Annotated in this window: 12 protein-coding genes; 4 read left to right on the top strand and 8 right to left on the bottom strand. The window is 62.8% G+C overall.

What is annotated here, in order from left to right; translation table 11 throughout:
- Nucleotide 1 precedes the first annotated feature (1 nt).
- Nucleotides 2-628: a glutathione S-transferase family protein gene (locus tag SMA01S_RS01150; RefSeq protein WP_066816408.1), complete on the bottom strand. Its 627-nt coding sequence runs from the start codon at nucleotides 626-628 to the stop codon at nucleotides 2-4.
- A 13-nt stretch (nucleotides 629-641) separates the two neighbouring features.
- Nucleotides 642-1,796: an isovaleryl-CoA dehydrogenase gene (locus SMA01S_RS01145; RefSeq protein WP_066816406.1), complete on the bottom strand. Its 1,155-nt coding sequence runs from the start codon at nucleotides 1,794-1,796 to the stop codon at nucleotides 642-644.
- 66 nt (nucleotides 1,797-1,862) lie between these two features.
- Here SMA01S_RS01145 and SMA01S_RS01140 point away from each other — a divergent pair, with 66 nt between their 5' ends.
- Nucleotides 1,863-3,296, top strand: coding sequence for an amino acid permease (locus SMA01S_RS01140; protein WP_066816404.1), 1,434 nt, complete (start codon nucleotides 1,863-1,865; stop codon nucleotides 3,294-3,296).
- A 3-nt stretch (nucleotides 3,297-3,299) separates the two neighbouring features.
- Here the strand turns inward: SMA01S_RS01140 and SMA01S_RS01135 are convergent, their stop codons facing one another.
- The 6 genes from SMA01S_RS01135 to SMA01S_RS01110 form a co-directional block, all read right to left on the bottom strand.
- Complete coding sequence (locus SMA01S_RS01135) at nucleotides 3,300-4,127, bottom strand: oxygenase MpaB family protein (protein WP_066816834.1); 828 nt, start codon at nucleotides 4,125-4,127, stop codon at nucleotides 3,300-3,302.
- Between the two features lie 225 nt (nucleotides 4,128-4,352).
- Nucleotides 4,353-5,204 carry an aldose 1-epimerase gene (locus tag SMA01S_RS01130; RefSeq protein ID WP_084249961.1) on the bottom strand — a complete coding sequence of 284 codons (852 nt, stop codon included), beginning with the start codon at nucleotides 5,202-5,204 and terminating at the stop codon, nucleotides 4,353-4,355.
- A 190-nt stretch (nucleotides 5,205-5,394) separates the two neighbouring features.
- Nucleotides 5,395-5,928 carry a bactofilin family protein gene (locus SMA01S_RS24000; RefSeq protein WP_218016792.1) on the bottom strand — a complete coding sequence of 178 codons (534 nt, stop codon included), beginning with the start codon at nucleotides 5,926-5,928 and terminating at the stop codon, nucleotides 5,395-5,397.
- Nucleotides 5,929-5,974: 46 nt separating this feature from the next.
- Nucleotides 5,975-6,283: an alkylphosphonate utilization protein gene (locus SMA01S_RS01120; protein ID WP_066816400.1), complete on the bottom strand. Its 309-nt coding sequence runs from the start codon at nucleotides 6,281-6,283 to the stop codon at nucleotides 5,975-5,977.
- A gap of 22 nt (nucleotides 6,284-6,305) precedes the next feature.
- Nucleotides 6,306-8,000 carry a SulP family inorganic anion transporter gene (locus tag SMA01S_RS01115; RefSeq protein ID WP_066816398.1) on the bottom strand — a complete coding sequence of 565 codons (1,695 nt, stop codon included), beginning with the start codon at nucleotides 7,998-8,000 and terminating at the stop codon, nucleotides 6,306-6,308.
- Nucleotides 7,984-8,307 (bottom strand): helix-turn-helix domain-containing protein, encoded by a 324-nt coding sequence (locus SMA01S_RS01110; protein ID WP_066816396.1) that lies wholly within the window; start codon nucleotides 8,305-8,307, stop codon nucleotides 7,984-7,986. Before SMA01S_RS01110 ends, SMA01S_RS01115 begins: the two co-directional genes overlap by 17 nt.
- Before the next feature lie 495 nt (nucleotides 8,308-8,802).
- On the opposite strand from SMA01S_RS01110, the gene SMA01S_RS01100 reads away from it, so the two are divergent.
- The 3 genes from SMA01S_RS01100 to SMA01S_RS01090 all read left to right on the top strand — a co-directional run bounded on the left by SMA01S_RS01100 (nucleotide 8,803) and on the right by SMA01S_RS01090 (nucleotide 14,383).
- Nucleotides 8,803-11,838 (top strand): TonB-dependent receptor, encoded by a 3,036-nt coding sequence (locus tag SMA01S_RS01100; RefSeq protein WP_084249980.1) that lies wholly within the window; start codon nucleotides 8,803-8,805, stop codon nucleotides 11,836-11,838.
- A gap of 113 nt (nucleotides 11,839-11,951) precedes the next feature.
- Entirely contained in the window at nucleotides 11,952-13,304 is a 1,353-nt protein-coding gene (locus SMA01S_RS01095; protein WP_066816389.1) for an oligogalacturonate lyase family protein, read from the top strand.
- Between the two features lie 293 nt (nucleotides 13,305-13,597).
- Nucleotides 13,598-14,383, top strand: a complete 786-nt coding sequence (locus SMA01S_RS01090) for an IclR family transcriptional regulator (RefSeq protein WP_066816387.1) — start codon at nucleotides 13,598-13,600, stop codon at nucleotides 14,381-14,383.
- Nucleotides 14,384-14,410: the final 27 nt, after the last annotated feature.

The following is a 14,410-nucleotide window of genomic DNA, read 5'->3' as shown; positions in this document are numbered from 1 at the left end:
CTCAGTCCTTGGGTGGCGTGAGTTCGTACGGTTGATAGATCGTGTGAAATGCAGGTATCCCCTCGCATGCCTGCGAATGTGCGACGAGCGCCGGCCAGCGGCCGAAATCGAATTGTCCGGCCAATGCCTCGCTGATGAAACGAAAGACGGTCGCCGTCAGCAGATCGGCATGGCTCATCGACGCGCCGCCGAACCATTTACCTGCCGCGGCGCGCTCGCGATCGAGCAGATCGAGCGTGTCGGTCACCTGGGCGCGGCAGCGATCGACCCACATCGGCAACCCGTCGCGGAACGCCTTTTCATAGACCAGGCTGACGCCCTTGTCGGCGGCTCCGGCGGCGAGCGCGCACCAGCGCAGCATCGTCCGCAGGTCGGCACCGGTGCGCGTGAGTACGGCGTCATTACCCGCCATCTCGTCGAGCAAGGTGACGATGACGCTCGAGTCCATCACCGACAGCCCGTCATCGAACACTAAAACCGGCACGCGCCGCAGCGGATTGTAGGGCGCGATCTTGTCGGCATCGCCGAAGGTCGACCAGGGCAGATGTTCGAACGCGATGCCATAGAGCGTCAGCGTGATGCCGACGCGGCGGACGAAGGGCGAATCGTACTGGCCAATCAGTTTCATGCTTGGCTGGCTCCTATGACCCCGCGCCGATCAGTTCGCGGCCGATCAGCATGCGGCGGATCTCATTCGTGCCGGCGCCGATGTCGAGCAATTTGGCGTCGCGCGCGAAGCGCTCGACCGGCCAGTCCTTGGTATAGCCGGCGCCGCCCAGCGCCTGGATCGCCTCGAGGCTGACCTTCACCGCATTTTCGCTCGCCAGCAGGATCGCGCCTGCCGCGTCGAAGCGCGTGGTCTTGCCGGAATCGCAGGCTCTGGCGACCGCATAGACATAAGCGCGCGCCGAATTGAGCGCGACATACATGTCGGCGATCTTGGCCTGCATCAGCTGGAACGTGCCGATCGACTGGCCGAATTGCTTGCGCTCGCGGACATAGGGCACGACCACGTCGAGACATGCCTGCATGATGCCGAGCTGGATGCCGGCGAGCACAGTGCGTTCGTAGTCGAGCCCCGACATCAGCACACCGACGCCGCCGTTGAGCGGGCCCATGATATTTTCCTCAGGCACTTCGCAGTCGTTGAAGACGAGCTCCGCGGTTGGGCTGCCGCGCATCCCCATCTTGTCGATCTTCTGTCCGATCGAGAAACCGGGCATGTCCTTCTCGATGATGAAGGTGGTGATGCCGCGTGAGCCTTCGCCGGTCTTGGCATAGACGACCAGCGTGTCGGCATAGGCCGCGTTGGTGATCCAGAATTTGGTACCGTTGAGGACATAGCCGCCCTGCACCTCTTCGGCGCGCAGCTTCATGCCGACGACGTCCGATCCGGCGCCCGCTTCGGACATGGCCAGGCTGCCGACATGCTCGCCCGAGATCAGTTTGGGGAGGTATTTGGCCTTTTGCTCGGGGCTCGCCCAGCGGCGCAGCTGGTTGATGCAGAGGTTGGAATGCGCGCCATAAGAAAGGCCGATCGAGGCCGAGGCTCGGCTGACTTCCTCACAGGCGATGACATGCTCGAGATAGCCGAGGCCGAGGCCGCCATATTCCTCTTCGACGGTGATGCCGTGCAGGCCGAGCTCGCCCATCTGCGGCCACAACTCGACGGGAAACCAGTCCTCCGCGTCGATCTTCGCGGCCAGAGGCGCGATCCGCTCGCTCGCGAACCGCCGCGTCGTGTCGCGGATCATGTCGGCGGTTTCGCCGAGCGCGAAGTCGAGCGTGGCGTCCATTGTCATCTCCCGCAGGAAGGTTTCGTCTGTTACGACCTGCCCTAGACGAGCAAATTAGGGGTGCCAATGCCAAGTCTTCTCCGCCGCAAGACCATCACCGAAGCGCCGCCCGAGCATCAGCTCGCGCGCACGTTGAGCTGGCCGCATCTGGTCGCATTGGGCGTCGGCGCGATCGTCGGCACAGGTATCCTGACCTTGATCGGCGTCGGTGCCGATCGCGCCGGCCCCGCGGTGCTGTTGAGCTTCGTCGTGGCGGGCGCGATCTGCGCGGCGGCGGCGCTCTGCTATGCCGAGATGGCGACGCTGATCCCGGCATCGGGAAGTGCCTACACCTATAGCTATGCGACCCTGGGCGAGGTGATCGCCTGGGTGGTCGGCTGGTCGTTGATCCTGGAATATTCGTTAGTGGTCGCGACCGTCGCGGTCGGCTGGTCGGGCTATGCGGTCGGATTCCTGAAAGGGCTGGGGATCATCCTTCCCGACTATCTGACGCACGGGCCGACACTGGGCGGCCAAGTCTGTGGTGCGGCCGCGACGGCAACAGCGAGCTTCGGGATCAACTTGCCGGCGATCCTGATCATTGCCGTGGTGGCGGGGCTGCTGATGCTCGGCACGCGCGAAAGCGCGCGGATCAACTCGGCATTGGTTCTGCTCAAGATCGTGACGCTGGCGCTGTTCGTGGCGGTCGCCTTGCCGCATTTCGACATGGCCAATCTGCATCCGTTCGCGCCGCTCGGTTACGGCAGCACGCCCGGTCAATGCGGCGTCAAGTTCGGCATGATGGGCGCAGCAGCGATCATCTTCTTCGCCTTTTACGGGTTCGACGCGATCTCTACCGCGGCGGAAGAAGCCAAGCGTCCGGAGCGCGATCTCGCCATCGGCATCGTCGGGTCGATGCTGGCCTGCACGGTGATCTACATGATCGTCGCAGCGGCCGCGGTGGGGGCGCTGCACTTCTCCAAATTCTCGAACAGTCCCGAGCCGCTGGCATTGATCCTGCGCGAGATCGGGCAAGGCGGCGTCGCCACCGTCGTGGCAGCGGCGGCGGCGATCGCATTGCCGACCGTGATCCTGGGTTTCCTCTACGGCCAGAGCCGGATTTTCCTGGTCATGGCGCGCGATGGCTTCCTGCCCGCCAGCCTGGCCAAGGTATCGGCGCGCGGCACGCCCGCGCGGATCACGGCAATGACGGCGGTGCTGGTGTCGGTGCTCGCCGCGCTCGTTCCGCTCGACGTCATCGCCAGCCTCGCCAATGCGGGGACCTTGTGCGCATTCGTTGCGGTGGCGGTGTGCGTGCTGGTGTCCCGCCGGCGCGATCCGGGGGTGAAGCGGCCGTTCCGCACGCCGTTGGTCTGGCTGTTCGCTCCGATCGCGATCCTGGGTTGCCTCTACCTCTTCACCAGCCTGCAGAGCATCACCCAGATTTCGTTCTTCATCTGGAACGGGATCGGACTGGCGATCTACTTCCTCTACGCGCGGCGTCGCGCCTCGATCGCGTAGCGTTCAGGGCTTCAGCGCCCAGCGCACGACCTCGGCGATGCTGCGCGTGCCGGCGTGGACGACGGGGCGGCTCAGGCTCGGACGCCGGAGGCTGTGCATCCGGCGCGCCCAGTCGGGCAGCAGGTCGATTGCCGCACGCATTGTCATTGCCTGGAACGGCACCAGCATCAGGCTCGGCGGCGGCTGGTCGAGCAGGATATGCAGCACTTCATGGCTGCGCGCATCCGCCTTCAATTCGGGCAGGAAGTCGCGGATGATCGCTTCCGCCTCCGCACGGCTGCGCGGGATCGGGTCGGCGCCGAGCAACTCTCCGATCAGCGCGACTTCGGCATAATAGCGATCCTGGTCGGCGACGCTCATCCCGGGTTCGCCATAGCGGATCCAGCCGGCGAGAAAGCTCGACACCTCGGCGACATGGACCCAGGCGAGCAGGTGAGGATCGCTGGCACGATACGGCGTGCCGTCGGGCAGCGTTCCCGACACCGCATCATGGATATGGCGGACGCGCTCGATCTGCGCCTCCGCGGACACGCGCGTCTCGAACGTGGTCTGGGCGATGAAGCGCGCCGTACCCCTCAGCCGCGCATTCATATCGTCGCGAAAGCTCGAATGGTCCCACACCCCCGCCAGCACGCGCGGGTGCAGCATCTGCAGCATTAATGCGGCGATGCCGCCGACCATCATGCCGGTAACGTCGATATGGACGCGCCAACTGATTGAATCGGGCGCGAACAGCCCGCTACCGTCGAGTGCGCGTACGATCGGCGGATTGGCGGGATCGGACAGCAATCCGCGGACCTGGCGAGCTATGGCGGAGCGGAGGCCGATCATGCGGGATGCATAGGCAAAGTCGCTGCCGCAGGCGAGCGCCACATCGGTTGATTGCTCGACTATCGAAGAATTCGCCAACAATTGTCACCCGTCATCGACAAAACCGGCGATTGGCGCGAGGTCTTCCTCATCCTGTCGCAGGATCGGCGCGAGCGGCGCGCCGCAGCATCTGGTGTCCGATTTCGACCTCGCCCGGCATCAGTCCGGCGCACCGCCGTCGTGCGGCTAGATCCCGCTCCAGCCCAAGGACATCGTCAGCGCGGCGCTCTCTCCAGGCGCCAAGATCGTCATCGGTGCGTCGCGGTTGAGCGCGTCGGGCATGTGCGTGACCGGCTCGACGCAGAAAAAGGTTTCGTTGGGCGGACGATAGAGGTGCAGCCAGTCCGCGCCGCCGCTGGTGAGCGAGAGCCGAACGGGACCTTGCTCGATCGCCGCGGCGCCCGACCAGCCGGCATAGCAATTGTCGATCAACGTCGTCCCCCGCACGGCACATGGGCTCGACCAGTCGCCGAACGCGTCAGCCGGCGCCCGGCTCACCGGCAGCAACGTGTCATCGGCCAGCCAGACCGCGTCCGCCTGGAAGCTGAGGCGGGTGGCATCGTCGAGCGGAAAATAGGGATGGAAGCCCAGCCCGGCCGGCATCGGCGTCTTGCCGCTATTGGTCAGCATCAGCGTCAGGACGATGCGGTCGGGAAACAGCCGGATGTGCTGCGTCGCGTGATATGACCATGGCCAGTCGTCATTGCCATCGTGACGATGCGCCAACAGTGCCTCGTTGTCCTGGTGAGTCTCGATGCTCCAGGGTTGCTGCCATCCCAAGCCGTGCAGGCTGTGCGGATGGTCGCCGAAATTGCGTGGTAGTCGATATTGCTCACCGGCGAACACGAACCGTCCGTCGGCGATCCGATTGGCATAGGGGAGTAGCGGAAAGCAGCTGGAACCGAGCGGATCGGTGACGTCTTCGGCTGCCGGGCGCAGCAGATCCGTCGCCGCGACGCGCAGCGCTGTAAGCGCTCCTCCGAGCTCGGGAAGAATGCTTGCCGTGGCAGCCCCGGCGCGGAGATCGAGCCGGGTCATTCGACCATCTCCTCCAAGACGGCCACGACAAGCAATGGGGAGGCCCCTTGCTCGCTCATTGCGCGACCGACGAAATGGCCGTCCTGCCAATCTACCAGCAGCGCCCAGCTGAAGTCGCCCTCCATATGCCTACCTCTCCGGATCAATCTTCTAAGTATGATAGCGCTACCTTCATTCAGCGCCCGGAATGTCAAGGCGTACGATGCATTCCGATTCCGTTTGTGCCGCGATCAGCAGTCGTGACACGGGACGCAGAAGTCGTAACACCGTCAGATGTGGTCGATGCGGATGACGTGTCCGTAGCGCTGTCAGCGCTGTCGACTGTTAGGGGGCTGGCTAAATCCATATATTTGAGACGCCCCTCTATAAGTCCGCCGTCCTCGATGGCGATCTGTTCATACGTGATGTCCCCGTTGATCCTTGCACCGCTTTCGACCGTGAGTTGGCGGACGCGAACGGTGCCTTGGATAGAACCAGCGAGACGGGCGGTGTCGGCAGTAACTATCCCGACGATTTTGCCTTTGCCACTCTGGGTGAGCGTTGCGCAGTTGACGTCGCCCAGGACATGTCCGTCGATATGGATCTCGGTGGTCGTGGCGACATTACCCGAGATAAGGATATCGGCATTGAGCACCGAGCGCACACCGCGCTTGCCATCGTTCGGTTGGTGTCGCGGTAAAGGCGGTATCGACCCGCGGCTCGGTTTGCGGCCGAAGATATGCACAATTGCCGTCCCCCAAAATCAGGTTTCGTTTCGGCGAGCGATCTCGTCAGCGCTTGCGGACGAACTCCGCGCGCAGGACCAGGCCCTTGATGCCTTCGTAACGGCAGTCGATCTCCTGGGCATCGCCGGTCAGTCGGATCGACTTGATCACCGTGCCCCGCTTCAGCGTCTGGTTCGCGCCTTTGACCGTCAGATCCTTGATGAGGGTCACGCTATCGCCGTCCGCGAGCAGATTGCCGACGGCATCGCGTACTTCGATGAGATTGGCATCCTCCGCGCTGGCCGCGGCTGCAGAGGCGCTGATCCACTCGCCGGTGGCTTCGTCATAGACATAGTCGTCGTTGGTATCGGTCATGGTCGAGCTTTCGTTCCGGGTATCAGTTGAGCGCGGTGGGCACCGCGTTGGTCGCGTTGACGATGCTCGCGGCGATCCGCAGTGCTTCGGGGAAGTTCTCGGCGTGGATGACCCCGGCATTGCCTCGCCCGAGACGCACCCGATCGAGCATGGCAAGAGGCTGCGGCTGCACGCCGGACAGGATGATCTGGGTGCCGGCGGACGTTGACCGGCGCACGATTTCGGCGATCGTCGTCACGCCGCTTGCGTCGAACATCGGCACGCGGCGCATGCGCAGGATGATCACTCGCGGCGTCTGGCCGATCCGTCGCAACGTATCGAGCAACTCGCTGGCGATGCCGAAAAAGACCGGCCCGTCGATCCGGAACACTTCGACGCCCGCTGGGAGGACATCGCGCTGGTGGATGTCCTCGTCTTCGTCGCCCTCTGCGTCGGCATCGATCTGGACCGTCTCGCTCATCCGCAGCATGAACAGGAGCGAGGCGAGCGTCACGCCGACCGCGATCGCTGTCGTAAGATCGACCAGCACGGTGAGTCCGAAGGTCAGCAGCAGCACCGCACGATCGCCATTGGGCATGCGCAGCAAACCGATGAAGCGCTCATGCTCGCTCATTCCCCAGGCGACCATGAACAGGATCGCGGCGAGCGCCGCCATCGGCACGAACGCCATCAAATTGGTCGCGAACAGGATGAAGAGGAGCAGGAACAGCGCGTGCAGCATGCCGGCCACCGGGGTCAGCGCACCAGCCCGGATGTTCGTCGCCGTCCGGGCGATCGCGCCGGTCGCCGGCAATCCGCCGAACAGGGCCGAGGCGATGTTGGCGACACCCTGGCCGACCAGTTCCTGATTGGACCGGTGCCGCGATCCGATCATCCCGTCAGCCACCACCGCCGACAGCAATGCCTCGATCCCCGCAAGGAACGCGATGGTGAAGGCGGACGGCAGGATCGCCTGGAACTTGGCCAGCGAGATCGATGGCAGCGCCGGTGCGGGCAGGCCAGCCGGAATGTGCGGAAACCGAGAACCAATCGTTTCCACCGGCAGATGCAGGAGGGCCACCGCCACGGAGGCGACGACTATCGCGACCAGGAAACCGGGCACGCGCGGCGCCACCTTGCGCAAGCCGAGGATGAGGAGGAGCGACCCGAGGCCGATCGCCAGTGTCGTGGCGTGGACGCTGCCGAGCGCTCCGAGATAGGCCTGCCATTTGGGCAGGAAGTCCGCCGGGACCTTGTCGATCGACAGGCCCAGGAAGTCCTTGACCTCGCTTGATGCGATGATGACGGCGATGCCCGCGGTGAATCCCGTCACCACGGGATGCGGAATGAACTTCACCAGCGCACCGAGCTTGGCATAACCGGCGATGATCAGGATGAAGCCGGCCACCAAGGTCGCGAGTAGCAGTCCGTCATAGCCGTGCTGCGCGATCACGTTGAACACGACCACGACGAACGCGCCGGTGGGGCCGCCGACCTGGGCCCGAGACCCGCCCAGCGCGGAAATCAGGAATCCGGCGACGACCGCTGTGATCAGGCCTTTGTCGGGTGACGCGCCGCTCGCGATGCCGAGCGCCATCGCCAACGGTAGGGCAACGATGGCGACGGTCAGCCCCGCTATGGCATCCCGCTTGAAGCGATCGAACGTATAGCCTTCGCCCAGAACGGTGATCAGCTTGGGCGTATAGGCCGTCCAGCGCGGGTCATGCAGCACTGCCATTGGCTCCGGATGCCTGGTCGAACATCATGGATGGCACGCGTTTGAGCGAGTCTCCGCTTAGCGTCTCTTTCAGCCGCACGCCGCGCCCCACGCCAACGCTCGGCGCATTCTCTCCGATCAGTTCGATGCCGGCACGCTCGAGCGCGGAAATCACCTTGACCAGCGTATCCACGACACCGCGCACCTGGCCGTCCGATGCCTCCATGCGCTGGATGGTCGGCAGCGACAGTCCCGCGAGGTCGGCGAGTTGGCGCTGGTCAATCTCGAGAAGGGCGCGGGCCGCGCGCATTTGCTGGGACGTGATCATCGTTCCTCGTGATGTATGAAACATCAAATTGCATGCTTATGCATTAACTATCAGACATGGTATAGCTAATCTGAGTGGCCGTGCCAACCCGGTTGGGCAAGAACGCGCGACGTCGGCTGGCAACTTGATCGTGCGCCACGCGCGCGTTGCCGAGAGACCTCCTCACCAAGTGCGCGTCCAAGTGATCGCGAGAGTCGCGGCCGACTTGCCGCCCCTCACGCCAGGTTTGCCCGAACAGCATCGTACGGCCCCAAAGCGCTTCAACGCGCAAAAAACTTCACATTTTCCTACAATATGGGACGTGAGCGCAATATTTGGTCTTTACAGCGCGGAGTAATCTGTCGGACAATTGGGATGCGCGTGATGGCGCATGGGAGGTGATGCGAACCTCGCAGTGTTTTCGCCCTGGAGGGGGTGGCTCAACTGTCGATGGCGCATCCGAAATGAAAAGAGAGGCGCTCACCGAAGGTGCCTCTTCGCGAGAGGATGATGGGGATGACTTCAAAGAGCATTGGTTGGAGCCGTGCGCTGATTCTGCGGCCGTCGCTTCTGGCGCTGGCCACGGCGTCGGCGTCGATCGGTTTTTCCGGCACTGCCTGGGCGCAAGCAACGCCACCGGCCGGTTCCGCCACCGATAAGCAGCCCGAACAGGCGGCGCCCGGCGATCAGGGCGCAAGCGTCCCCAACGACATCGTCATAACCAGCTACCGCGCCTCGCTCGAAAGCGCGATCGACAGCAAGCGCAGCTCGGTCAATATCGTCGACGTCATCAAGGCCGACGACATGGCCAGCTTCCCCGATGCCAACCTTGCCGAGTCGATCCAGCGCATTCCCGGCGTTTCGATCACGAGAGATGGCGGTGAAGGACGGAACGTCACCGTTCGCGGGCTCGGCGGCGATTTCGTTCGAACCCTGCTCAACGGGATCGAGGCCTATTCCGCGACCACCGGATCGACCTTGGGCCAGGTTGCCGGGATCAACCGTACGCGCGGCTTCGATTTCTCCACGTTTGCGTCCGAATTGTTCAGCGGCGTCACCGTCAGCAAGTCGCAATCGGCGGACATGGACGAAGGATCGCTGGCCGCGACGATCGATCTTCAAACGGCGCACCCATTCGATAAGAAGGGCTTTCGTTTCGCGGTTTCGGGCCAGGGTGCCTATTACGACAATAACAAGACCTTCGCTCCGCGCGTCGCTGGTCTGATAAGCGACACGTTCGGCGATTTCGGCGCGCTCGTCTCGGTCGCTTACAGCACGCGGAAAGCGCAGGAAGACGGCTATAGCGATACGTCGCAATCGGACTATTCGGACGCGCTCAACGGCTTTTGCGGGCGCGCGACAGACGATCCCAACCAGCCTGGCAGCCAGGTGGTGAATACGCCAATTCCGTACGTGAATCCGCTTTCCGGAACGGGCAATCGGCCGGCCAACCAGTGTTTCTCCGGAATCCCCTCGAACGACGCCGCTTATTCAAAGGTCAACCAGCCGAACGTCTTCCTGCCGAGAAATCCAGGGCTGGGGCGGTTCACCCTAGACCAGAAACGGCTCGGCATCACGGTCGCGCTACAGTACAAACCGTCCGAGAAAACGCAGATCACGCTGGACGGCGTCTATTCGCAATTCGATCAGAATCGCAAGGACTTCGCGCTGTCGCTGGCGTCGAACAATCGTAACGTCAACGGAGCGAGCGCTGCATTCCCGTTGTTCGCGGGTCGCGTCGATACGCAACTGATCGATGTCAATGTCGATCCGACCGGGCAGGTCGATTACATGAAACTCAACAATGTCGACATCAAGCAGATCCAGGAGGTCAGCAAGACTCGTACAAAGACGTACGAATTCGGACTTACCTTGAAAGAAACTCTATCTGACGACCTGACATTTGACGCGAAAATCGGTGCCGCCGGATCGGATTTCAATCAGCCGTATGACGTCTTCATTTCCTATGATGGCTTCAACAAAAACGGCTATAGCTTCGACGCTCGCGATGACAGCCGGCGCCCGCTGATCGACTACGGCTACGACGTCAATAACGCCGCGAACGTTACGTTCACTAACGCGGGAACCGGCCTCACGCCGGATATCCGGTTGGTGAATGCGCGCGTGAAGAACAATCTGTTCACCGCTGCCGCCAACTTCACCTATCGCGCGAGCGGCGCTTTGTCGTTCAAGGGCGGCGCGCAGTACAAAAGGTTCAATTTCAACGCGCGTCAGAACCAGCGGCCCGCGGTCAGCGCCAACAACGCCCCCGATCTGACGAAGTTCGGGTTCGCGCAATTCGCCGCGGACTTCCCGAACCTGGCGGCGCTCAGCACCAGCGTGACCGGCTTTGGGCAAGGCCTCGGCCTCCCAGCGGGCTCGGTTACAAGCTGGGTGGTGCCCGACGTCAACGCCTTCATCAGCAAGCTCGATTTGCTGTGCAATTGCGTCAACAAATATGGCGATTTCACCGTCAACAGTTCCGCCGCGCTTGGGCAGAACAGGGACGTGCGCGAGGAGGACAAAGCGCTTTACGGGCAGGTCAATTTCGACTTCGACGTTCTGGGCGGCCGCTCGCTGCGGGGCAATCTGGGCCTGCGTTATGTTCGTACCGATGTCGTTTCGGCAGGCTTTACGGGCAGCACGCGCGTCAGCGTGCCCAACGGATATGACGACTTCCTGCCCTCGGCAAACGTTTCGCTGGAGGTCACCGATCGTTTGATCGTGCGCGCCGCGGCGGCCAAAGTCATGGCGCGTCCCGGTTTGGGCAACCTCAATCCCGGCGGGTCGATCAATACAAATTTCGGTGCGCAAAGTGCGTCGATCGGCAACCCGCTTCTCAAGCCGTATCGGGCAAAGAATTACGATTTGAGCCTGGAATATTATCCGCAAAAGGGCGCGTTTTACGGCATCGCCTTATTCTACAAGGATGTCGGCAGCACGATCCAGACAACGGCTTCGCAGGAACCATTCGGTAATACCGGCTTGCCGCTCGAGCTCCTGCCTCAGAACCAAGACGCGGCGACGATCTACACCGTCACCCGGTCGCGCAATACGGCGGGGGGCTATATCGAGGGTGTCGAGGTCAATCTCCAGCAGCCCTTTACCTTCCTGCCCGGATTCCTCGGGCATTTCGGGGCGTCGGTAAACTACACCTTTGTGAAGTCGTCCGTGCTCTATTACCTGTCGACGGCGCCCAACGCTCCGGCAATCCATGATCAGTTCGTCAATGTCTCGCCGCACTCGGTCAACGCGACGCTGTTTTACGATGACGGACGGTTCTCGGCCCATGTCTCGGCGGCCTACCGCAGCGCCTATCTGATCGGTATGCCGTTCAAGCCCGGCGTAGAGGATGGCTATTACAGCTACGGCACCACCAACATCGACGCCTCGCTGTCGTTCGCGATCACGAAACGGTTCAAGATCACGGGCGATTTCCTCAATCTCACGGATCAGAAGGGCGACCAATATAGCGGCAAGGATCGCAAGGCGCAGCGCGTCTTCAGCACGACCGGACGCTCTGTGTTTCTGGGGGCGGCCTATAGTTTCTGATCGAGCCGGACACTTATTCTGCCGCCGCCCGGGACGACCTGAGAACGAGACCAAACGGTAACAGTGAGCAATCGGCCGCGCGGCAGACGCGGCCCGTTTTGGAGAGTTAAGATATGAAGCTGATAGCTGCCGGGTTGCTCGCTTTGACCGCTGTCGCGGCGTCGACCGCAGTGCCTGCTGCAGATACGCCGCGCGAATGGATCGATGCGAAGACCGGCCACCGCGTCGTCCGGATTTCGACCGGTCCGGGCATGTCCAGCCTCTATTTCCACCAGCAGAGCTTCGCCCCCCAAGGGGACAAGATGGTCATCTCGACGGCGCAGGGTATCGCCGCGGTCGACGTGAAAAGCTGGAAAATTTCGCCCATCGTGACCGGCGACGGACTGCAATTGCTGTTCACCGGCCGCAAGACACGCACAGTCTACTATGCGACGCGCAGCCGCTCGGCCGGCGGGACGGGGGCGGCGGACCGCGATGGCCAGACCGGCGCGATCGAGGTGTGGGCGGCTGATATCGACAGCGGAAGGACACGGAAGATCGCGGACGTGCCGGCCGGCGGCATCGCGACGATCAACGCCGACGAGACCTTGCTGGCAGGGGCAGTGACCGAACGCGCGATGCCGCTTCAGCCGGGCGTGGCGGGGCGTGATGCCCGGTTCGATCAAGCTCCTTATGCCGCCAACGGCCCGGACGGTAAGCCGCTGACCTTCGCCGAGGCGAAGGAAGTACGGCTCAACGAACGGCTCGAAGCCAAGATTCCGATGGAGATATTCACGATCGATATCCGCACGGGCCAGCGCAAGACCGTGATCGCGTCGACCGACTGGCTCAACCACCTGCAATTCTCGCCCACCGACCCGGGCCTGCTGATGTTTTGCCATGAGGGGCCCTGGCACAAGGTCGATCGGATCTGGACGATCAGGACAGACGGTACCGGCCTGACCAAGATCCATAATCGTACGATGAACATGGAGATTGCCGGACACGAATTCTGGTCGCCCGACGGCAAGACCATCTGGTACGATTTGCAAACGCCGCGCGGTGAAGTTTTCTGGCTCGCGGGATACGACCTCGCGACCGCCAAGCGGCGCTGGTACAAGGTCGATCGCAACCAATGGTCGGTCCATTACAATATCTCACCCGACCAGACCGTATTCTCCGGTGACGGTGGCGATAGCGAAATGGTCGCGCACGCACCGGACGGCAAATGGCTTTACCTATTCCGCCCCAGGGCGATTCCCGATGTTGCGGGTATCCATGCGCCGGGGTCGGAGACGTTGATCGCGCCCGGCACGTTGGATGGCGAAAAGTTGGTCGACATGTCCAGGCAGGATTACCGGCTGGAACCCAACGCGCGTTTCTCGCCGGACGGCAAATGGCTCATCTTTCGGTCGAACATGGAGGGGGAACCGGGCATTTACGCGGTCGAGATCGCGCGCCAAAGCGCCTTGAAACGGCGCTCGTGATCCTCGATGGCCCCGGGGGGTGCGCCGCGACCGGCACCTGCCGCAGGTCGAGGTCAGCGCTTCGATCGAGCACTCTCGTCGATCGTCGTCAGCAAACCGGCGATGGCATCGCTGACGGCGAAAAGCCGCGATCCCCGCAAGTCCACGATCGTATGGCAACCGCGCGCGACTCTTCCGTTTCCTCCCCTGGACCGCTAGTGAAAGGGCGGGGAGGATACTATCTCATCCGGCGACCCCCAGGGAATTAATCAGCACTCACCAATGCGCTGGCGCTAGCGCGGAGATAGAATTCGATGCCGAAAGATACCGACGTCAAGGATCCTTACGCTTCGTTAAAGGGCGCGCAGTCGCTGATGCGCGCGTTGGACATTCTCGACCAAGTAATCAACGGCCCGGTGAAGTCGGCTGACTTGGCACGAAATCTCGATCTCACGCGATCGACGACCCATCGACTTGCCCAAGCCCTGAGGGCGCGCGACTACCTTGCAATCACGCCGGACGGCTATTCGCTGGGCCCGAAGCTTCTCCAGCTCGGATCGATGGCGCAGGAGCAGACCGATTACGTGCGGGTCGCCAGGCCGCATCTCGAGGCGCTGTCGGCCGAAACCGGATATTGCGTCTTCCTCGGTAAGCGCGAGGGCGACTGGTCGCGCCATCTCGACCGCGTGACCGGGCGGCAGCGCCTGCGAGTGGCGACAGCGCCCGGCGATCGGCGATTGATCGTGGAGACCGGCATCGGAAAGGCGCTATTGCTCGACCAATCGGAAGACGCGCTGACCAAATTTTTCCAGGCCGAAAAGCCCCAGGCCAGCGCCAAGAAGCTGAAAGATTGGCTCGACGCGATGCGGGAGAACAGGGCGCGGGGCGTAGTGCTTCACGAGAGCGAGGCGGGCGACTTCGTCCGATCCGTCGCCGCGCCCGTGCGGAACGACAAGGGCAATATCGTCGTTGCCATCAGCATCGCCGGGGCGGCGGCCTATCTGACGGACAAGGTCCTCGAGGAGCTCGCCGCTCCCGTAAAGGCGGCGGCGGCGAGCATCGGTGCTTCGCTCGGCTATCGGGCGTCCACTTCCGACTAGATCTGGTTTCGGCAGGCGGAAAGAAGC

Source organism: Sphingomonas mali NBRC 15500, from assembly GCF_001598415.1.
In the GTDB taxonomy this organism is placed as follows: Bacteria; Pseudomonadota; Alphaproteobacteria; order Sphingomonadales; family Sphingomonadaceae; genus Sphingomonas; species Sphingomonas mali.
The sequence above is the reverse complement of the archived record's forward strand: the minus strand, read 5'-3'. Positions and strand labels throughout refer to the sequence as shown.